We start from the raw sequence: 20,442 nt of genomic DNA, 5'->3' as shown, positions 1-20,442 counted from the left end.
CCTCGGTAGGGCGGGTTGTCGGTCACCTTGCGCGCGTGATTCAACCCACCATCAGGGGATGGCGATGCTAATCAGCGTAATGAGGGCCACGGCGCGGTTCATGGTTCGATCCTCGCGCGCAGTTGCCGACCTGTCAACCAACACCCTCGGGAGCCTTGGGTATTCGTCATTGACGTATGTACGCCATTGACGCACGATTCCATCATCGCGTCAGGGAGCTTTGCCATGAACACCTTCTATGAAGACCTGCTGGAAAGCGTCCAGGAAATGGATGGCATCCTCCGTGGCGAGCGGAAGGCGTCGCGCGTGGTCCATGTCGATCCGGCCGCCATCCGGCAGCTGCGCGAAACCACGGGTCTGTCCCAGGCGAAGTTCGCGCTGCTGCTGGATGTCGACGTGGGTACGCTGCGTAACTGGGAGCAGGGGCGGCGTGCGCCTACCGGCCCGGCCCGGGCGCTGTTGCGCGCCATCGGCAAGGACCCCCACAACGTCCTGGCCGCCCTGGCCTGATCGCCCTTGCGGCACCGATTGCCGCACCGCGCCTTGGCCCCCCGGCCACGCGCGTTAGAATTGACCGACCCCGTGGGGGTGCAGCCACCCCATGAAGATGCCCAGCGCCACCATGGCGATGAGCAGCAACGAAAGTCCGATCCGGCGGGTGAGCGCCCATACGGTGCGCTTGCTCTGGCCCTTGTCGGTCATCATGAAGAACAGGGCCTGCCCGAGGTTGAACAACACCACGAGCAGCAGGATCACCAGCGCATATTTGTAGATGGTTTCCACGTGACGGCTCCGCGCCCTATCGACAATCCGAGTATAGCCGTGGCCGCGGGGCGTCTTGCATGACTTTCCTGCGGCGCCCGACGTGGTTCGCTGTCGCACTCACGCTGGTGGGTGTGCTCGCTTTCGTGCGTCTGGGCATGTGGCAGCTGCACCGCGCGGACGAGAAGGACGAACTGCTGCGGCGCTACGCCGCATCCGCCTCGGCGGGCGTGGAGGCCTTCGGTCCCGTCGCCGCACAGCCGCCGGTGGATCGTTATCCCCGGTATGCGGTGAGCGGCAGCTTCCTGCCCGGTCACTATTACCTGCTGGACGACCAGACCCATGCGGGCCGGGTCGGCGTGCATGTGTACGCGCCCTTCGCTCCCCAGGGCAGCGTGCCGTGGCTGCTGGTCGATCTCGGTTTCCTGCCGAAGGAGGCCGGGGCCAATCCGCGGTTGCCGCCGCTTCCCGCCGGTTCCACCACGCTGCGCGGGCTTTATGTACCGTCGCCCGGTGTCGGGGTAAGGCTTGGGGGCGACCGCCTGCCGGAGCAGCACGGCGCCGAAAAGACCATGGTCTATGTCGACCTCGCCGAGATAGGCCACGACCTGGGGCGCGCGCTGTATCCTCGTGTCCTCCTCCTGGACGCCGATCCGGCCAGCATCTACGCACGCGACTGGACGCCGGGCTTCATGCCGCCCGCCCGCCATCGCGCCTATGCCTTCCAGTGGTTCACCTTCGCCCTTGCGGCGGTGGTGATCTTCGTCCTCCTGCATCGCAAGCGACGCCCGAACCGGCCCCCGTCTTCATGACCGATCCGAACGTATCCCCTCGCACGCCCGGCACCGGCCGGTTCAAGCTCGTGCTGATCATGCTGGTGTTCCTGGCGCCGATCGCCGCCGCCGGCCTGCTGACGCTCAGCGGCTGGCAGCCGGAAGGCAAGGGCAACGGACGCCCGATCGTTCCGCAGCGCAGCGTCGCCGATGTCCATATCGATGTCGCCGGGCGACCGTGGGCCTGGCGCGACAGCGAGCCGCGCCTCACGCTGGTCGCGTTGCCCGGCCCCGGGTGCGCCGCGCAATGCCTGCAGACGCTGGCCCTGATGCGCAACGCCCGCATCGTGCTGAACCGCAACGCCGATCGCCTGCGCCTGCTCTACATCGGTACGCCACCCACGGCGCCCGGCGCGGACGGCGTCATGCCGGCCTGGACGATCGGCACCGACGCCGCGAAGGCCTTCGACAGCTTCCGTCCCACCGAACCGGACACGGTCGCCGCCGTGCTGGTCGAATCCAATGCCACCGCCCTGTCCTGGTATCCCGCGGGCTTCGACCCGAGCGGCCTGCGCAAGGACATGCAGAAGGTGATCCGCTGATGTCTTCCCGTGCCCTGAAAACCCTGCGCATGCTGGCCCTGCTGGCGGCCTTGTTCGCGTTCTGCATCGTGATGTTCGGTGCCTTCGTGCGCCTGTCCAACGCTGGCCTGTCCTGCCCCGACTGGCCCACCTGCTATGGCAAGGCCACCTGGCCCGGTCATGCCCAGGACATCGCCCGTGCCAACGAGGCCTTCCCGGACCGGCCCTACGAGACGCACAAGGCATGGCGCGAGCAGGTGCATCGTTTCCTCGCCGGCAGCCTCGGTTTCATGGTGCTGGCCATCGCGGTGATGTCGGCCTGGCGCCGGCGCATGGCGGTGGTCGCCGTGCTGGCCTCGGCGGTGTTTGCCGCCGCCGGCGTGGCCATGTACATGCGCGGCGCGTACATGGTGTCCTCGCTGCTGTCCGCGCTGGCCATCGCGTTGCCGCTGGTTGCCGCAGCCACGCTGAAGCGGCCCGGCGCCTGGCGCATCGGCGTGGCGGCGCTGGCGGTCATCATCTTCCAGGCCATGCTGGGCATGTGGACGGTCACCCTGCTGCTCAAGCCGATCGTGGTGATGGGCCACCTGCTCGGCGGCCTTGCCACGTTCGCGCTGCTGGCCTGGGCTGCCCTGCGCTGGTGGCGTGTCGGCACGCCGGACGACCGCTTCGCCGCGCTGCGCACGCTGGTCGCCGTGGGCATCGTGGTGCTGGTCTGCCAGATCGCGTTGGGTGGCTGGACCAGTTCCAACTACGCGGCGCTGGCCTGCGGCACGGACTTCCCGCAGTGCCTCGGGCAGTGGTGGCCGCAGACCGACTTCCCGCAGGCGTTCGTCCTGTGGCGCGGCATCGGCGTGAACTACGAGGGCGGCGTGCTCGACATGGCCGCGCGCAGTGCGATCCAGATGGCGCACCGCATCGGTGCGCTGGTCACCTTCCTCTACCTGGGCTGGTTGTCGCACCGGCTGGCGCGGGGTGGCCTGCGCAGGGCGGGCATCGCCCTGGCGGTGGTGCTGGTGGCCCAGGTGTTGCTGGGTATCGGTAACGTGCACCTGGGCCTGCCGTTGCCGGTGGCCACGGCGCACAATGGCGTGGCCGCGCTGCTGCTGTTCACGCTGCTGGCCGCGCTGGCCCGCACGCAGCGACTGCCTGCCACCCCGGAGTTCCCGTGAGCAAAGCCGCGCAATATTTCGAACTGACCAAGCCGCGTGTCGTCGCGATGCTGGTCTTCTGCGCCGTCATCGGCATGTTCCTGGCCGTGGATGCGGAAGGCCGTCGTGTGCTGCCGACGTGGCATGCGGCGTTGTTCGGCACGCTGGGCATCTGGCTGGCGTCCGCATCGGCGGCCGCGTTCAATCACCTGATCGACCAGCGCATCGACAAGCTGATGGCGCGCACCTCGCACCGCCCGCTCGCGACCGGCCAGCTCACCCCGATGCAGGTGTTCGTCTTCGCCATGACACTGGGCATCGTATCGATGCTGGTGCTGGTGTTCCTGGTGAACATGCTGACGGCGGTGCTGACCTTCTTCTCGCTGATCGGCTATGCGGTGGTGTACACCGCCTACCTCAAGCGCGCGACACCGCAGAACATCGTGATCGGCGGGCTGGCCGGCGCCGCGCCGCCGATGCTCGGCTGGACGGCGGTCACCGGATCGCTGCATCCCTTCGCGCTGCAGTTGCTGCTGATCATCTTCGTATGGACGCCGCCGCATTTCTGGGCCCTGGCGATCTTCCGCGTCGACGATTACTCGCGCGCGCAGGTGCCGATGCTGCCGGTGACCCACGGTGTGGTGTTCACGCGCTGGCACATCCTGTTCTACACGATCCTGTTGTTCGTCGTGACCATGCTGCCGTTCTTCACCGGCATGAGCGGCCTGATCTACCTGTTCGGCGCGGTGATCCTGGGCGTGGGCTTCCTCTGGTATGCCGCGCGCATGTTCAATCCGCCGGATGAACTGTTCGCCATGAAGATGTTCAACTATTCCATCATCTACCTGATGGTGTTGTTCGCCTTCCTGCTGGCCGACCACTGGCTGGTCGATCCGATCGTGCAGCCCGGTTTCCGCCTCGAGCCCGTGGTGTGACGGGGTGGGCCGCGTCACCCGGCCTTGCGCGTCGGCTTGCCCGACCAGTATCCCGCCAGCATCGATCCGGACAGGTTGTGCCAGACCGAGAACAATGCGCCGGGCAGCGCGGCCAGGGGCGAAAAATAGATCTTGCCCAGCGTCGCCGCCAGGCCGGAATTCTGCATGCCCACTTCGATAGCCAGGGTGCGGCACGTCGATTCGTCGAAGCCGAACAGCCGACCGCCCCAGTAACCGCCCAGTAGCCCCATGGCGTTGTGCAGGATTACGGCAACGACGGTGATCGCGCCCACCGTGGCGATGGACGGCTGGCTGGCGGCGACCACGGCCCCGATCAGGATCAGTACGCACGTCATCGAGAACAGGGGAAGGCCCGGTTCGATCCGCCGCACGACACCGCGCAGCGTGTGGTGGACAAGCAGCCCCAGTCCGATCGGCAGCGCCACGATCTGCACGATGCTCACCAGCATCGCCCATGTGTCCGGTGCTACCCGCGTATCGACATACAACCGCGTGAGCAGCGGCGTGGCGACCACGCCGACCAGTGCCGATACCGACGACAGCGTGACCGACAGCGCGACGTCGCCCTTGGCGAGGTAGATGATGACGTTGGAGGCGGTGCCGCTGGCGACGCTGCCCACCAGGATCATGCCCGCGGCGAGGTCCGGCGGCATGGCGAACGCACGGGTCAGCGCCCAGGCGGCCAGCGGCATCACCAGGTAATGCAGGAAAGTGCCGGCGAGCACCGGCAGCGGGCGTAGCAGCACGCGCCTGAAATCGTCGAGACTCAAGGTCACGCCCATGCCGAACATCACCAGCATGAGCAGCGGGACGATCCATGCGCCCGCCGGCAGGAACACTCCGGGGCGCAGGTAGGCCACCATTGCGACGACGATCGCCCAGAGCGGGAAGAGACGGGTGACCCACGCGAGCCAGGAACGATGGCAACCGGTCATGGCATCCCGTGCATCCAGTTCGCCACGGCGTCGGGGTGTTCCAGGTGCAGGTGGTGGCCGCCGTCCATGTGCGTTACCTCGATCCGGTCGACGCAGTCGATACGCACCTGCAGGGCCTCGGGCTCGAGGTAGGGCGGATGCGGGCGGGCCAGCAGCAGCGAGGTCGGCGCGGCAAGACCCAGCAGCAGCGACATGATCTGCGTCTCGGCGAGGCGGATGGCCGTAGGCCGCGACAGGCGCGGATCGCTGCGCCAGCTATAGCCGCCATCCACCGCGCGCAGGCCGCGCTCGACGATCGGGCGCGCCAGTTCGGCATCGAGGCCGCTCGCGAGCGCGCGGGCGCGGGTCGCATCGTCGATGGCGGGAAAGACGCGCAGCGATCGCGGGCCTTCGGGTCTCGGCGCCATCGCTTCACGGAACCGATCCAGGGTGCGCGAGCCGTCGTCGCCCAGGGGCCCCAGGCCTTCGATCAACGCCAGTGCCCGTACGCGCTCCGGGGCCGCGATGGCGACCATGGTGGCCACGCCCGCGCCCAGCGAATGGCCGAGCAGGTGGAAGCGGGGCAGGGCCAGCGCATCGACGGCGAGCAGCACCGCGCGCGCGTAGTCGTGATGGGTATAGGTGGCGCTCTCGGGCAGGTGATCCGCATGCCCATGGCCAGGAAGGTCCAGGGCGATCACGTGGAAACGATCCGCGAGTAACGGCCCAAGCCGCGCGAAGCTTGCCGCGTTGTCGAGCCAGCCATGGAGTAAGACCAGCGGGGCCGCATCCGGCTCGCCCCAGCTCATGCCGCCCAGTTCCATCCCGGGAAGGGCGATACGCAACTCACGCATCGGCGCGAGCCTTGCGGGCGCGTTCGCGCGAGGCCGCCAGGCGCGCGGCCACGGCCGCCGCGTCGTAGTCCTCGGCGAACTCCGGCCAGCCCTGCGTGTGCCGCAGCACCAGGTCCGCGATGGCGCCCACATGGTCGGGGCGCGCGTTGAGGCAGGGGATGTAGTGGAGTGTCTCGCCACCCGCTTCGCGGAAGAAATCGGCGTTCTGCATGGCGATTTCCTCCAGCGTTTCCAGGCAGTCCACGGCGAAGCCCGGGCTGATCGCGTCGATCCGCTTCACGCCCTGGGCGCCCAGCGACTTCACCATCTCGTCGGTGTACGGGTGCAGCCAGCGCTCGCGTCCCACACGCGACTGGAAGCTCATCGGTGCCTGCTCGGGCGTGAGCCCGAGCGCTTCGCGCAGCAGGCGCGCCGTGGCATGCGCCTGGCAGAAGTAGGGATCGCCATTGCGCACGTAGCGCTCGGGAATGCCGTGGAAACTCATCAGCAGGCGCTCGCCCTGCCCGTGGCGTTGCCAGTGTTCGCGCACGCTGGCAGCCAGGGCGGCGATGTAGGCCGGCTCGTCGTGGTAATCGTTGACCTGGCGCAGTTCCGGCGGCCAGCGCAGGCCCTTGACCGTATCGGCCACGGCATCGAACACGCTGCCCGTGGAGGTCGCGGAATACTGCGGATACAGCGGCAGCACCAGCAGCCGACGCACGCCCTCGCGCTGCAACTGCGCGATGGTGGCGGCCACGCCGGGCCGACCGTAGCGCATGGCCAGCGCCACGCGGATGGGCCCACTGCGACGGCGGCCCAGTTCGGCCTGCAGGGCGGCGGCCAGTGCCTCGCTGCCCGTGCGCAGGGGCGAGCCCTCGGGAGTCCACACACGCGAATAGGCGTGGGCGGAGCGCTTCGGGCGCACCCGCAGGATCACGCCGTGCAGGATCGCCTTCCACAGCAGCCGCGGGTACTCGATCACCCGCGGATCGCCAAGGAACTCGGCCAGGTAGGGACGCACGGCGGCCGCGGTGGGCGCTTCAGGTGTACCGAGATTAACCAGCAGCACACCGGCCTGGGGCACGGTGTCGTGGGAATAGCCGGCAAGGCCGGTATAGTTTGGTGAACCAGGCATCGGTGTCCGGCATTCGCGAGGATCGTCGCAGTCTGCCATATGCCGGGGTGCCGAGGCCTGTAGTCCCTGTCGCACCCGCTGCCATTCCGCGTCACGAAAGGAGCCACCCGATGTCATCTCGTCCGTTTCGCCTGCTCGCCCTGGGCCTGCTCGCCCTGCTGCCGTCGCTGGCCGTGCAGGCCGCCGATCCGCCGCGCAAACAGGCGCGCGAGGCCGTGCGGGTGCTGTCCGAGATGATGGACGACGCGCCGGACAAATCGCTGCCGGCCGATCTGCTCAGGAATGCGCGCGCCATCGCGATCATCCCCGGCATGGTCAAGGGTGGCTTCGTGTTCTCCGGCTCGAAGGGCGAAGGCCTGATCTCGATCAAGACGCACGACGGTACCTGGTCCAACCCCAACTTCATCTCGGTGGGTGGCGCTGGCGTCGGCTTCCAGGTCGGTATCCAGTCCACCGACGTGATCCTCGTGTTCCGCACCGATCGCGGCATCGACGGCATCATCAACGGCAAGTTCACCATGGGTGCCAACGCCTCCGCGGCCGCCGGTCCGGTCGGTCGCTCCGCGACGGCGGCCACCGACGGCCAGATGAAGGCCGAGATCTACACCTATTCGCGCGCCAAGGGCCTGTTCGCCGGTGTGGCGCTGGATGGCAGCCGCATCGCCATCGACGAGGACACCAACGAGCAGATCTACGGCCCGGGCATCACGCCGCGTCGCATCTTCGAGGGTGGCGTGACCAACGTCCCCAGCGAAGTGGTCGATTTCAGGGATAAACTGGAGGAGTACACTAACCGCTGATCGTCGTCCCAACCCGTTGCGTCGCGTGGCGCGCGGACCGTCCCACCGGCTCCCAGAGCGGGGCCTGAGAGGTTTTCCATGAGCATTACCCACATCGTCCTCCTGCTGCTCGTCGTCGTGCTCATCTTCGGCACGCGCAAGCTGCGCAACATCGGCTCGGACCTGGGCGGCGCCATGCGCGACTTCAAGAAGGGCCTGGACGGCGACGAAGAAGCACGGGCGGCCCGCGAGCGCGAAGACAAACTGCGCGCCGATCCGCCGCCGGTCACCCCCGTGCCGCCGACCCATAGCGAAACCGTCGAGCCGCGCGACCGCACTCCGTGATCCCGGCGGCGCCATGATCGAGATCAGCTTCGGTAAATTGCTGCTGCTCGCGGTAGTGGCGCTCATCGTGCTCGGCCCCGAGCGCCTGCCCCATGCCGCGCGCACGGCGGGCGCCCTGCTGCGGCGCATGCGCAATGGCTGGGACAGCGTGAAGTCCGAAGTCGAGCGGGAGATCCAGGCCGAGGAAATCAAGCGCACCCTGCGCGAGACGGCCGAGAACGCCCGTGCCACCCACGACAGCGTGCGCGACGACATTCGTGCCGCCGGCAGTAGTGTCCGCGAGGATTTCCGCGCCGCGGCGGGCGAGGCACGGCAGGCCGGCGAGCAGGCCCGCGACGCTTACGCCGATGCGCCGGTAGCCCACACCGAGGGCCGCGTGCCCGATCCAGCGCGCGACATGCTCCCGCTGGCCTACGGCGAATCCACGCCGCCCCGGAACGAACCGCATGAGCCCCGTTGATTCCGGCCCCTCCAGCGACGACGTCGTCGAAGAAGGCCTGTTCTCCCACCTGATCGAACTGCGCTCCCGCCTGCTGCGCGCCATCGTGGTCCTGCTGGTGGTGTTGCTGGCACTCGTACCCGTGGCCAACCACCTCTACGCCGAACTGGCCAAGCCGCTGGTCGAGCGCATGCCGCAGGGCGCGCACCTGATCGCCACGGAGGTTGCCAGCCCGTTCGTCACCCCGTTGAAACTGGCGTTCTTCTGCGCGCTGTTCATCAGCATGCCGATGATTCTCTACCAGCTGTGGGCCTTCGTCAGCCCCGGGCTGTACCGGCATGAAAAGCGCCTGGCCCGGCCGTTGCTGGTGGCGTCGCTGGTGCTGTTCTACTCAGGCTGCGCGTTCGCCTATTTCGTCGTGTTGCCGGCGGCGTTCAAGTTCCTCAATGCGGTCACGCCCGACGGCGTGGCGATGATGACCGACATCACGCATTACCTCGATTTCGTCATGCTGATGTTCTTCGCCTTCGGCCTGTGCTTCGAAGTGCCGGTGGCGGTGGTCATCCTGGCCGCGGTCGGCATCGTGGATGCGGAAAAACTCAGCAAGGGCCGGGGCTACGCCATCGTCGGCGCGTTCGCCATCGCGGCGTTCATCACGCCGCCCGACCTGCTTTCCATGGTGATGCTGGCGGTGCCCATGTGCATCCTCTACGAACTCGGGCTGCTTGCCGTGAAGTTCCTGCTCAAGCCCGCGCCGGCGGACCCCGTCGCCTAAACCCAGGGGCCGCGTCGCGCGCGGCTGCGGCGCCGTGCGCGTCATGGCCTGCGGGGCGCCGGCCTACGGGGTGTGCGTGGCCGCGCGACCCAACGCCAGGCCCTTCAGTACGTTCAGTGCCTGCGACAGCGCGTAATCCTGGGTGGCCAGCTTGCCGTCGTCATCGGCGGCGCCCTTGTTATCGGCCGAAGCCTTTTCGTTGACCAGGTGGTTGGGCAAGTCGGCCTCCGAGCCGATCAGCTGGGGCGATGTCTCGCTCCTGGTCACGGCGAGGTCGGCCAGCGCGATATCCGGCTTGATCCCCTCGGCCTGGATGGAGGTGCCATTGGGCGTGTAATACCGTGCCGTGGTGATCTTCACCGCGTGTTCCGCGTCCAGCGGCAGCACGGTCTGCACCACGCCCTTGCCGAACGTGCGTCGGCCCATGATCAGCGCGCGGTGGTTGTCCTTGAGTGCGCCGGAGACGATCTCCGCCGCGGACGCCGTGCCGTTGTCGGCCAGGATGATCATCGGTGCGCTCTTCAGCAGGTCGCCCGGGTGCGCGTCGAAGCGCAGGTTGGCGTCCTGCAGGCGGCCCTTGGTCGTGACGATGGTGCCTGCGTCGAGGAAGGTGTCGGCCACGCCCACGGCCGTGGTCAGCAGGCCGCCGGGGTTGGAGCGCAGATCCAGTACCGCGCCCTTGGGTGCGCCGTTCTTCGCGATCCATGCCGCCAGCTTCGTGTCCAGGTCGGTCGAGGTGTCTTCCTGGAACTGGCTGATGCGGATGTAGACATATCCCGGATCGAGCTGGCGGAGCTTGACGCTGGTGACCGCGATGCGTTCGCGCACCAGCGGCACGTCGATCGGTTTGTCCGATTTCTCGTGCAGGATCGTGAGGGTGACCTTGCTGCCGGGATCGCCGCGTAATTTCTTGAAGGCGTCGTCGATGTTCTGGCTGTCGACCACCGTGCCGTCCACCTTGAGGATGGTGTCGCCGGCCTTGATGCCGCCGCGCGAGGCGGGCGTGTCGTCGATCGGCGAGACGATCTTCAGCATGCCGTCCACCTGCATCACTTCGATGCCCAGGCCGCCGTACTGGCCCGTGGTGTCTTCGTCGAGTTCGGCCAGGCCTTCCTTGTCGAGGTATTCGCTGTGCGGATCGAGGTTCTGCAGCATGCCGCCGATGGCGGCCTTCATGATCGTCTTGTTGTCCAGCTTCTCGACATAGGCCTGCTGGACGATGTGATACACCCGCGTGAAATTGCGAATGTCGTCGAGGTCGACCGTGTCGTCCGCCTGGCTGGCCACCTTGGCGGCCGACGTGGACGACGAGGCGGGCGCATCGGGCTGCCGGATGGGCGTCGGCTTCGCCTGCTGAGCGTCGGCGGCAGGAACCGCCACCGCGCCGGCAAGGGCCAGTGCGAGGGCGAGACGAAGGGGGTGCTGGCGCATGCGTGTCTCCGGGATCAATGCTTCTTGCTCAACCAGCCGCGCGCATCGATGGGCTTGCCGCCCTGGCGCAGCTCGAAGTAAGCGCCGTTGTCACCGGCGGGCGCGGCAGCGGTGCCGACGGCTTCGCCGGCCTCCACCATGTCACCCACGCCGTGCAGCAGCGTCTCGTTGTTGCCGTACATGCTCATGAATCCGTTGCCGTGGTTGACGATGATCATCATGCCGTAGCCGCGCAGGAAGTTGGCGAACACCACCCGGCCGCGTGCCACCGCTTTTACCTCGCTGCCGCGCGGCGCGACGATGATCACGCCGCTGCCGAACGCGTGCACCGGCCCGTTGGTCGGCCACGGCAGGCTGCCGCGCAGGTTGCCCACCGGTGCGGTGGCGGGCGTGCCCTTGGGCGCCGGTGCGGGCTCGGCCGCCTTGGCCGCCTCGTCGATCACTTTCTGCAGGCGCGAGACCAGCGCGTTCATGTCCTGCTCGTTCTGCTTGAGGGCGGCGATGCGCTGGGCCTGGTCCTTGTATTTCGAATCCGCCTCGGCCACCAGTTTCGCCTGGCTGGTCCGCTGCTTCTCCAGCTCGGCGGCGCGCGCCTCGCGTTCCGCCCGGGTGGCCTCGAGCTTCTGCTGTTCGGCCGTGATGGCAGCTTCGACCTCCTGCAGGCGGGAAAGATCCGCCAGCAGCCCATGGATCTTCTCCACCCGGTTGTCCTGGAAGTAGCGCGAGTAAGCCAGGGCGCGGGATATCCGGTTGACGTCCTCGTCGCCCAGCAGCAGTTGCAGGTCGGAGCCACGGCCCAGCGTGTAGGTGGCGCGCAGCAGGTCGCCGAGGGCATCCTTCTGCTTCGAGAGCCCGGCTTCCATGCCGGCGCGCTGCGCGTTCAGCTGTTCGAGGTCGTGCTGGCGCTGCTGCAGGTCGCCGTCGGTGGCGCGCACGGCCTTCGCCGCGGCCGACACCTGCTCGGCCTGTTTCGCCAGCGCGGCATTGGCGCTGTCACGGGCATTGGCGGTATCGCGCTGTTCCTTCGTCAGGTTGTCGATGTCCTTGCGGACACCTTCCAGCTTCTGCCGGGTTTCCTCCTGCTGCGTCCGTGCCTTCACCTCCTGTGCCGCCAGGGCGGGCGGCGTGGGCGAGAGGGAGGCAACGGCGAGGGCGAGGATGAAGGCGAGGCGGGGACGTGGGCGCATCCGGCGATTATTACCCATCCCGGGGCCGGGTCGCCTGTCCGTGCCGGGAACGCCCCGGACGGCTTCCGTCCCGTCCCGCCGCCGTCGCCGGTCGTCGGCCGTACCGTCGGCCCCCACGGGTCGCGAAAGGCTGGTATGGCCGCGCAGGCGTTGACGGGCGCCATTCGCGCCCAGTGGTCTGCGGGGCGCGCCCGTAAGAATTTCGTTGCATTCGTGTTTGGACGTCCGAACGCTTTGACGCGCCGCGGCAAATGTGACTAAAGTGGGTCGCTCGTCCTCTGCGCATGCGTGAAGAGTCGGCCGTTCCAGGCCGTGGGGCCACGCATGCGCCACCCCAGCACTACCAGGCCACCAGGAGGCGGATGGTGAAGCAAGGCATTCCGCGCCTCTATGACGAGGCGTTCGAACACGACAGCTGCGGCTTCGGTCTCGTCGCGCAGATCGACGGTCATGCCAGCGCCACGCTGGTCGATACGGCGTTCGACGCACTCGCACGACTTTCCCACCGTGGTGGCGTCAATGCCGACGGCATCAGCGGTGACGGCTGCGGCGTGCTCATCCGGCGTCCGGTGGAGTGGCTGCGCGCGCTGGCCGGCGAAGCCGGCATCACGCTGGCCACGCACTTCGCCGCGGGCGTGGTGTTCCTCGATCCGCAGGGCGACGATGCCGCGGCGCGGGTGCTCGAGGCCGAACTGGCCGCCGTGAAACTTTCCGTCGCCGGCTGGCGCGACGTCGCCGTCGACACCGCGGCCTGCGGTCCGCTGGCCGCGTCGTCCATGCCGCGCGTGCGGCAGATCTTCGTCGATGCCCCGGGCGACATGCCGGTCGCGGCGTTCGAGGCCGCGCTGTTCCGCGCACGCCGTCGCACGGAACTGCGCCTTGCCGACGACAGGCAGTTCTACGTGGTCTCGCTGTCCGGTGAGGTCGTCGGTTACAAGGCCATGGCCGCGCCCGGCCGCCTGCGCCAGGTCTATCCGGACCTCGCCCATCCGGCCCTGGTGGCGGACGCGGTGGTCTTCCACCAGCGCTTCTCGACCAACACCTCGCCGCAGTGGCGCCTGGCCCAGCCCTTCCGCCTGCTGGCGCACAACGGCGAGATCAACACCATCCGCGCCAACCGTCGCTGGATGCAGGCACGCACGGCCGTCATGCGCTCCGAGCATGTGGATCTGTCGGACATCGGCCCGCTGGTGCGCCAGAGCGGTTCGGATTCGGAAAGCCTCGACAACGCCCTCGAAGTGCTGCTGATGGGTGGCATGGACCTGCTCACCGCCATGCGCGTGCTGGTGCCGCCGGCCTACGCCGCGCGCGAGGACATCGACGAAGACCTGGCCGCCTTCTATGAGTATTACGCGCTGCACAGCGAGCCCTGGGACGGCCCGGCCGGCCTGGTCATCTGCGACGGCCGCTATGCCGCCTGCACGCTGGACCGCAACGGCCTGCGTCCGGCGCGCTGGGCGCTCTCGGACGACAATCACCTGATCGTGGCCTCCGAAGCCGGCCTGTGGGATGTCCCGTCCGCACGCATCGTGGCCAAGGGCCGCCTGGCGCCGGGCGAGATGATCGCGGTCGATTTCCGCGAGCATCGCCTGCTCCGCGATGCCGACATCGACGCGATCAACCGCCAGCGCGCACCGTTCCGCGACTGGCTGCGCGAAGGCGTCACCTATCTCGAATCCGACCTGATCGATCCAAGCCTGGCCGCCGAGCCCTTGCCTGCCGACGAACTGCGCCGTTACCAGAAGCTCTACGGCCTGTCGCGCGAGGAGTGCGAGTCGGTGCTGAAGGTGCTGGCGGAAACCGAGGCCGAGGCCACCGGTTCGATGGGTGACGACACGCCCATGGCCGTGCTGTCGCGGCAGATCCGCCCGCTGTTCGATCGCTTCCGCCAGGGCTTTGCCCAGGTGACCAACCCGCCGATCGATCCGCTGCGCGAGCGGCTGGTGATGTCGCTGGTCACGCAGATCGGCCAGGAGCGCAACATCTTCGACCTCGGGCCGGAGAACGCCCGGCAGATCCTGCTCAATTCGCCGATCCTGTCGCAGCGCAAGCTGCGCCAGATCCTGGCCAATCCCGAGTACGCGGACACGCCGCGTTTCGACCTCATGTACGGCGCCGACGAAACCCTCGAGCAGGCGCTGGCCCGCCTCTGCGACGAGGCGGAAGCCGCCGTGCGCAAGGGCGTGCGCATCGTGTTCCTGAGCGACCGCTACCCACGTCGCGACCTCCTGCCCATCCACGCGCTGCTGGCCACCGGCGCCGTGCATGCGCGGCTGGTCGACAAGGGCCTGCGCTGCCAGTGCAACATCATGGTCGAGACCGCCACGCCGCGCGATCCCCACCACTTCGCCTGCCTGATCGGTTTCGGTGCCACGGCCATCTATCCGTGGCTGGCCTACCAGAGCCTGTTCGACATGGGCCGCAGCGGGCACATCCGCAACGGCGAGGGCGCACCGCGCGAGATCGGCCGCAACTACCGTCGCGGTATCCGCAAGGGCCTGTTGAAGATCCTCTCGAAGATGGGCATCTCCACCGTGGCGGGCTATCGCGGTGCGCAGCTGTTCGAGATCGTCGGCCTGTCGCCGGAAGTGGTGGCAGCCTGTTTCCCGGGTACGCCATCGCGTATCGGTGGCTCCACCTTCGACGACCTGGAACGCGAGCAACGCCTGCTGGCCGCGGAAGCCTGGGACGAGGCGCACGCGCTGCGTGCCGGCGGCCTGTTCAAGTACGTGCACGGTGGCGAATTCCACATGTACAACCCCGATGTGATCGCCACGCTGCAGGTGGCGGTGCGCACGGGCAACTACGCCGACTACGAAGCGTACGCGCACCATGTGGATACGCGGCCGCCCTCGGCACTGCGCGACCTGCTGGTGCCACGCGTGGGTACGCCGATCCCGCTGGACGAGGTCGAGCCCGAGGAGGACATCCTCCGCCGCTTCGATTCCGCGGGCATGTCGCTGGGTGCCCTGTCGCCGGAAGCGCACGAGGCCCTCGCCATCGCCATGAACCGGCTCGGTGCGCGCAGCAACTCGGGCGAAGGCGGTGAGGATCCCTCGCGCTATGGCACCGAGCGCGCGTCGAAGATCAAGCAGGTGGCTTCGGGTCGTTTCGGCGTCACCCCCAGCTACCTGGTCAACGCCGAGGTGTTGCAGATCAAGATCGCCCAGGGCGCCAAGCCGGGCGAGGGCGGCCAGCTGCCCGGACACAAGGTCGACGCCACCATCGCGCGACTGCGTTACGCCAAGCCGGGCATCGGCCTGATCTCGCCGCCGCCGCACCACGACATCTATTCCATCGAAGACCTGGCGCAGCTGATCCACGACCTCAAGGAAGTGAATCCCAAAGCGTTGATCTCGGTCAAGCTCGTCTCGCACGCCGGCGTGGGCACAGTGGCCGCGGGCGTGGTGAAAGCCGGCGCCGACCTGATCACCGTGTCCGGCCACGATGGCGGCACCGGCGCCAGCCCGCTCACCTCGATCAAGTACGCGGGCACGCCGTGGGAACTGGGCCTGGCGGAAACCCAGCAGACGCTGCGCCTGAACGACCTGCGCGGTCGTGTGCGCCTGCAGACCGACGGTGGCCTGAAAACCGGCCTCGACGTCATCAAGGCGGCCTTGCTCGGGGCGGAAAGTTTCGGCTTCGGCACCGGGCCCATGGTGGCGCTGGGTTGCAAGTACCTGCGCATCTGTCACCTTAACAACTGCGCCACGGGCGTGGCCACGCAGCATCCCGTGTTGCGGCAGAAGCACTTCATCGGCCTGCCCGAGATGGTGATGAACTACTTCCGGTTCATCGCGCAGGATGTTCGCCAGCACCTCGCGCAACTGGGCGTGCGTTCGCTGGCCGAACTGATCGGCCAGAGCGGCCGCCTGGAACAGCGCGAGGGTGTCACCATCGTGCAGGAGCGCCTGGACCTGGCCCCGCTCATCAGCGAGGACGGCCTGGGTACGAAGGTGGACTTCGCCTGCACCTTCGCGCGCAACCCCATGCGCGATCCGGCCACCCTCGCCAGCCGCATCGCCGCGGACACCCGCGAAGCGGTCACCGATGGCCTGGGCGGCAGCTTCACCTATCCCATCGTCAACACCGACCGCGCCATCGGCGCACGTCTTTCCGGCGACGTGGCCCGTCGCTGGGGCGACATGGGCATGAGCGGCAAGCCGGTCAACCTGCACCTGTTCGGCTCCGCCGGGCAGAGCCTGGGTGCCTGGAATGCTTCCGGCGTGCATATCGACCTCACCGGCGAGGCCAACGACGGCGTCGGCAAGGGCATGGCGGGCGGTCGTCTGGTCATCCGTCCGCCGGGGGATTCACCCTTCGCCAGCCAGGATGCCTCGATCATCGGCAACACCTGCCTCTACGGCGCGACCGGCGGTGAGCTTTACGCCGCGGGCCAGGCCGGTGAACGCTTCGCCGTGCGCAACTCCGGCGCGCTGGCCGTCGTCGAGGGTGCGGGCGACCACTGCTGTGAATACATGACCGGCGGCGTGGTGGCGGTGCTGGGTCGCACCGGGCTGAACTTCGGTGCGGGCATGACGGGCGGCTTCGCCTATGTGCTCGACATCGAGCGCAACTTCGTGGATTGCTACAACCACGAACTCGTCGACATCGTGCGTATCTCGCACGAGGGCATGGAACACTACATGCAGCACCTGCGCCAGCTCATCGCCCGGCATGCCGAGCTCACCGACTCCGCCTGGGGCCGTCAGGTGCTGGGCGATTTCCGTGGCCTGCTGCAGCGTTTCTGGCTGGTCAAACCCAAGGCCGCCAGCCTCGACGCGCTGGCGGAAGAACTGCGGAGTGCCGCATGAGCAGCAAGGATTTCCGTTTCCTCGAGATCCCCCGGCAGACACCGCGCACGGTGCCGGTCGCCGTGCGTGTGCTGGGGTATGGCGAAATCTCCGGCGATTTTGCCCCGCCGGAAGCCGCCGCCCAGTCCGAGCGCTGCATCGACTGCGGCAACCCGTACTGCGAGCATGCCTGCCCGGTGCACAACTACATCCCGAACTGGCTGAAGCTGGTCCAGGACGGACGGCTGTTCGAAGCGGCCACGCTGATGCACGAGACCAACCCCTTGCCGGAAATCTGCGGTCGCGTATGCCCGCAGGATCGTCTCTGCGAGGGTGCGTGCACGCTGGAACAGGGCGATTTCGGTGCCGTCACCATCGGCAGCGTCGAACGCTGGGCCACGGATGAAGCCATTCGCCAGGGCTGGCGCCCCGACCTGTCACGGGTGAAGGACACCGGTGCACGGGTGGCTATCGTCGGTGCCGGTCCGGCCGGGCTGTCCTGCGCGGATCGCCTGCGTCGCGCAGGCATCGCCGCCGACGTGTTCGACCGTCAGCACGAGATCGGCGGCCTGCTGACGTTCGGCATCCCGCCGTTCAAGCTCGACAAGGCGATCGTGCGCACGCGGCGCATGGTGCTCGAGGGCATGGGCGTCACCTTCCACCTCGGCGTGGAGATCGGTCGCGACATCGCGTTCGACGATCTGCTCGCCGATTACGATGCCGTGTTCGTCGGCACGGGTGCATACACCTACGTCGACGGCCAGCTCGAAGGCCGCGACCTGGCTGGCGTGCACGATGCCTTGCCCTTCCTCATCGGCAACACCGAGCGGCTGCTGCGCGACGAGGAGCCGTCCGCCGAGTACGACCTCGCCGGCAAGCACGTCGTGGTGCTCGGTGGCGGCGATACCGGCATGGACTGCAACCGCACGGCCATCCGCCTCGGCGCCGCCTCGGTCACCTGCGTGTACCGTCGCGACGAGCCGAGCATGCCCGGCTCGCGCCGCGAAGTCGGCTATTCCCGCGAGGAGGGCGTGCGCTTCCTGTTCCAGCGCCAGCCCATGGCCCTGCTGGGTGAGGACGGCCGCATCACCGCCGTTCGCGTCGTCGAGACCCAACTGGTGGCGGGCCTCGACGGTCGCCCGCGTCCGCAAAACATCGAAGGCAGCGAAACCGACCTGCCGGCCGACGTCGTCATCCAGGCCTTCGGTTTCCAGCCGAGCCCGCCCGACTGGTGCGACGCCTTCGGCATCGAGCGCGATCGCAGCGGACGCATCGCGGTCGGTGGCGAAGGTCGCCTGCCGTTGCAGACCAGCCATCCGCAGGTGTTCGCCGGTGGCGACAACGTGCGCGGCGCCGATCTCGTCGTCCGCGCGGTCTACGACGGCCGCGAAGCCGCCGCCTCCATCGTGCGCATGCTCGCCACCGCAAAACACACGGCCCCCCTCCGCCAGGCCGTGTAGGAGCGCACGATGTGCGCGATGGGGGGTGCGTCGTCGCCGCTTCGTCGGCTTTTCGCGCACATCGTGCGCTCCTACATGGTCATCGTGACCTACGGGGCGCACAATGTGCGCATGTCGTTTCGCGCCCCGACGCTGCCATGTGCCTGATCGCTTTTGCCTGGCGCGCCCATCCGCGGTGGCGGCTGGTGCTGGTCGCCAACCGCGACGAGTTCCATGCTCGGCCGACGGCGCCGCTGGCCGCGTGGGACGAGGCGCCGCAGATCCTCGCCGGGCGTGACCTCGAGGCGGGCGGCACGTGGGCCGGTGTCGCCCCGGATGGTCGGGTCGGCGTGATCACCAACGTGCGCGACTTGACCGCCGACCACAGTGGCCTGTCGCGTGGCCTGCTGGTGGCCGACTACCTCGGCTCCACGCTGCCTGCGCGAACGCACGCCATCGAACTGATGGCCAGTGCGCGGAATTATCGACCGTTCAACCTGCTGACCTTCGACCACGACGACGCGTATTACCTGGGCAACCACCCCGCCGCACGCGCGCAGCCGGTGGAAGCGGGGGTACACGGCCTGAGTAACGCCGACTTCAACGCGCCTTGGCCGAAGACGCGTGCGCTGGTCGAGCGCCTCGGCGCCTGGCTCACGCATGACGGCAGCGGCGATCCGGAGGGGCTTTTCGCGATGTTGGCCGATCGCGGCGTCTGGCCCGACGACGTGCTGCCGGACACGGGTATCGGTATCGAGCGCGAGCGTTTCCTCTCCAGCGCGTTCATCGTCGGGGAACACTACGGCACGCGGGCCAGCACCGTGATCCTCGTCGACAACGAAGGCCGCACGATGATCGTCGAGCGTCGCTTCGGTCCCCACGGCGTATTCGAGGGCGAGACCCGCGTCGACGCCGACTCGTCGCGCTGATCCGCCCTTTCCCCGGCGGAAAGGCTCTTTTGCCCGGCCGGCAATTGATCCCCGCCAGCCGTGCCCCGACGATAAGGTGATCCTTTTCCTGTCCGGAGCCACCCCATGCACATCGATCTCAGCCAGCGCCATGCCATCGTCACCGGCTCCACCGCCGGCATCGGCCTGGCCATCGCCACCGGCCTGGCCGTCGCGGGCGCCGCCGTGGTCGTCACGGGACGCACCCAGGCGCGTGTGGACGACGCCATCGCTGCCGTGAAGAAAGCCGCGCCGAACGCCACCGTCACCGGTGTGGCCGCCGACCTGGGTACGGCCGAAGGGGCGGCGACGCTGACCCGTGCCGTGCCGGACACCGACATCCTGGTGAACAACCTCGGCATCTTCGAGCCGAAGGATTTCTTCGCCATCGACGATGCGGAGTGGACGCGCTTCTTCGAAGTGAACGTGAACTCGGGCGTTCGCCTGTCGCGCCATTACGCCAAGGGCATGGCTGAGCGCGGCTGGGGTCGCGTGCAGTTCATCTCGAGCGAATCGGGCGTGCAGGTGCCGGCGGAGATGGTCCACTACGGCGTGACGAAGACCGCCCAGCTGGGTGTGTCGCGCGGTCTGGCCGAGGTGCTGGCCGGTACCGGTGTCACCGTCAATGCGATCCTTCCCGGGCCGACCCTGTCGGAAGGCGTCAGCGAGTTCTTCGGCAAGATCGCGAAGGAGCAGGGCGTCGCGCTGGAAGCGGTCGAGAAGGACTTCATCCAGACCCATCGTCCCACGTCGCTGATCAAGCGCCTGCTCAGCGTGGAAGAAGTCGCCAACGCCTCGGTCTACCTCGCCTCCGAACAGGCCTCCGGCACCACCGGCGCCGCGATCCGTGTCGATGGCGGCGTCACGCGCTCGATCGTCTGACCCGCGCTCACAGCTGGCACAGCACCCGCGCAAAGGTGCCGTCGTTGCGCTGGTAGTCGGTGCGCGCCCCGTGGAACCGCTCGGTGGTCAACACCACCGAGCCGATCCGGTCCATCCGGAACGACTTCCATCCCTGGGACGCGCCCGACGCACTGTCGCCGCTCACCTGATAGGCGCTGAGCAGGCGATCGCCGGCGTGGTCGTCCCCATACACGTGCGGTTGCACCAGCCGGCGCGTGCCACCGTACTCGATGGCGAGCAAGCGTCGCTCGCGGATGGCCTGGCAGATGAGCGTCGGGTGCGGGATGGTCACGGGCTTT

20 protein-coding genes are annotated in these 20,442 nt (G+C 68.1%); 13 read left to right on the top strand and 7 right to left on the bottom strand.

Annotation, left to right across the window (positions count from 1 at the left end; genetic code table 11):
* Nucleotides 1-225 precede the first annotated feature (225 nt).
* Entirely contained in the window at nt 226-510 is a 285-nt protein-coding gene (locus AB8808_RS19010) for a helix-turn-helix domain-containing protein (protein ID WP_369931082.1), read from the top strand.
* Between the two features lie 54 nt (nt 511-564).
* On the opposite strand, the gene AB8808_RS19005 is transcribed toward AB8808_RS19010, so the two are convergent.
* The gene (locus AB8808_RS19005) at nt 565-783 is read right to left on the bottom strand and encodes a twin transmembrane helix small protein (RefSeq protein ID WP_036139356.1); all 219 of its coding nucleotides are present in this window, start codon (nt 781-783) and stop codon (nt 565-567) included.
* 59 nt (nt 784-842) lie between these two features.
* Here AB8808_RS19005 and AB8808_RS19000 point away from each other — a divergent pair, with 59 nt between their 5' ends.
* The 4 genes from AB8808_RS19000 to cyoE are packed head-to-tail and all read left to right on the top strand — an operon-like array spanning nt 843 to nt 4,202.
* Complete coding sequence (locus tag AB8808_RS19000) at nt 843-1,574, top strand: SURF1 family protein (RefSeq protein WP_369931081.1); 732 nt, start codon at nt 843-845, stop codon at nt 1,572-1,574.
* A complete protein-coding gene (locus AB8808_RS18995) occupies nt 1,571-2,137 on the top strand; it encodes a redox-active disulfide-containing membrane protein (protein WP_369931080.1) in 567 nt (188 codons plus the stop codon). The genes AB8808_RS19000 and AB8808_RS18995 overlap by 4 nt, the downstream gene beginning before the upstream one ends.
* Nucleotides 2,137-3,288, top strand: a complete 1,152-nt coding sequence (locus AB8808_RS18990) for a COX15/CtaA family protein (RefSeq protein ID WP_369931079.1) — start codon at nt 2,137-2,139, stop codon at nt 3,286-3,288. The genes AB8808_RS18995 and AB8808_RS18990 overlap by 1 nt, the downstream gene beginning before the upstream one ends.
* A 47-nt stretch (nt 3,289-3,335) precedes the next feature.
* A complete protein-coding gene (gene cyoE, locus AB8808_RS18985) occupies nt 3,336-4,202 on the top strand; it encodes a heme o synthase (protein WP_506193278.1) in 867 nt (288 codons plus the stop codon).
* A 14-nt stretch (nt 4,203-4,216) separates the two neighbouring features.
* Here the strand turns inward: cyoE and panS are convergent, their stop codons facing one another.
* Genes panS through hemH form a run of 3 tightly spaced genes read right to left on the bottom strand, consistent with a single transcriptional unit; the run spans nt 4,217 to nt 7,105 of the window.
* Nucleotides 4,217-5,158, bottom strand: a complete 942-nt coding sequence (gene panS, locus AB8808_RS18980) for a ketopantoate/pantoate/pantothenate transporter PanS (RefSeq protein WP_369931077.1) — start codon at nt 5,156-5,158, stop codon at nt 4,217-4,219.
* Nucleotides 5,155-5,991, bottom strand: a complete 837-nt coding sequence (locus AB8808_RS18975; RefSeq protein WP_369931076.1) for an alpha/beta fold hydrolase — start codon at nt 5,989-5,991, stop codon at nt 5,155-5,157. Before AB8808_RS18975 ends, panS begins: the two co-directional genes overlap by 4 nt.
* Nucleotides 5,984-7,105, bottom strand: a complete 1,122-nt coding sequence (gene hemH, locus AB8808_RS18970; RefSeq protein ID WP_369931075.1) for a ferrochelatase — start codon at nt 7,103-7,105, stop codon at nt 5,984-5,986. Before hemH ends, AB8808_RS18975 begins: the two co-directional genes overlap by 8 nt.
* A gap of 110 nt (nt 7,106-7,215) precedes the next feature.
* On the opposite strand from hemH, the gene AB8808_RS18965 reads away from it, so the two are divergent.
* From AB8808_RS18965 to tatC, 4 genes are all read left to right on the top strand, one after another.
* The gene (locus tag AB8808_RS18965; protein WP_369931074.1) at nt 7,216-7,905 is read left to right on the top strand and encodes a lipid-binding SYLF domain-containing protein; all 690 of its coding nucleotides are present in this window, start codon (nt 7,216-7,218) and stop codon (nt 7,903-7,905) included.
* A gap of 78 nt (nt 7,906-7,983) precedes the next feature.
* Nucleotides 7,984-8,229: a twin-arginine translocase TatA/TatE family subunit gene (tatA, locus tag AB8808_RS18960; RefSeq protein WP_036139371.1), complete on the top strand. Its 246-nt coding sequence runs from the start codon at nt 7,984-7,986 to the stop codon at nt 8,227-8,229.
* A gap of 13 nt (nt 8,230-8,242) precedes the next feature.
* A complete protein-coding gene (gene tatB, locus AB8808_RS18955) occupies nt 8,243-8,689 on the top strand; it encodes a Sec-independent protein translocase protein TatB (RefSeq protein WP_369931073.1) in 447 nt (148 codons plus the stop codon).
* A complete protein-coding gene (gene tatC, locus AB8808_RS18950; protein WP_369931072.1) occupies nt 8,676-9,443 on the top strand; it encodes a twin-arginine translocase subunit TatC in 768 nt (255 codons plus the stop codon). Before tatB ends, tatC begins: the two co-directional genes overlap by 14 nt.
* A gap of 63 nt (nt 9,444-9,506) precedes the next feature.
* Here the strand turns inward: tatC and AB8808_RS18945 are convergent, their stop codons facing one another.
* Both AB8808_RS18945 and AB8808_RS18940 read right to left on the bottom strand, forming a co-directional pair.
* Nucleotides 9,507-10,874: a S41 family peptidase gene (locus AB8808_RS18945; protein WP_369931071.1), complete on the bottom strand. Its 1,368-nt coding sequence runs from the start codon at nt 10,872-10,874 to the stop codon at nt 9,507-9,509.
* 14 nt (nt 10,875-10,888) lie between these two features.
* A complete protein-coding gene (locus tag AB8808_RS18940) occupies nt 10,889-12,061 on the bottom strand; it encodes a murein hydrolase activator EnvC family protein (protein WP_369931070.1) in 1,173 nt (390 codons plus the stop codon).
* A 362-nt stretch (nt 12,062-12,423) separates the two neighbouring features.
* On the opposite strand from AB8808_RS18940, the gene gltB reads away from it, so the two are divergent.
* The 4 genes from gltB to AB8808_RS18920 all read left to right on the top strand — a co-directional run bounded on the left by gltB (nt 12,424) and on the right by AB8808_RS18920 (nt 20,122).
* Nucleotides 12,424-16,875: a glutamate synthase large subunit gene (gene gltB, locus AB8808_RS18935; protein ID WP_369931069.1), complete on the top strand. Its 4,452-nt coding sequence runs from the start codon at nt 12,424-12,426 to the stop codon at nt 16,873-16,875.
* Entirely contained in the window at nt 16,872-18,314 is a 1,443-nt protein-coding gene (locus tag AB8808_RS18930; protein ID WP_369931068.1) for a glutamate synthase subunit beta, read from the top strand. Before gltB ends, AB8808_RS18930 begins: the two co-directional genes overlap by 4 nt.
* A 137-nt stretch (nt 18,315-18,451) precedes the next feature.
* Entirely contained in the window at nt 18,452-19,222 is a 771-nt protein-coding gene (locus AB8808_RS18925) for an NRDE family protein (RefSeq protein WP_369931067.1), read from the top strand.
* A 105-nt stretch (nt 19,223-19,327) separates the two neighbouring features.
* Nucleotides 19,328-20,122, top strand: a complete 795-nt coding sequence (locus tag AB8808_RS18920) for an SDR family NAD(P)-dependent oxidoreductase (protein WP_369931066.1) — start codon at nt 19,328-19,330, stop codon at nt 20,120-20,122.
* Nucleotides 20,123-20,129: 7 nt separating this feature from the next.
* On the opposite strand, the gene AB8808_RS18915 is transcribed toward AB8808_RS18920, so the two are convergent.
* Nucleotides 20,130-20,435, bottom strand: coding sequence for a hypothetical protein (locus tag AB8808_RS18915; RefSeq protein WP_369931065.1), 306 nt, complete (start codon nt 20,433-20,435; stop codon nt 20,130-20,132).
* Between the last annotated feature and the right edge of the window lie 7 nt (nt 20,436-20,442).

Source organism: Xanthomonas sp. NCPPB 2632, assembly GCF_041228075.2.
Lineage (GTDB): Bacteria > Pseudomonadota > Gammaproteobacteria > Xanthomonadales > Rhodanobacteraceae > Luteibacter.
Note: the sequence above shows the minus strand (reverse complement) of the source record. Positions and strands in the feature narration are given on the sequence as shown.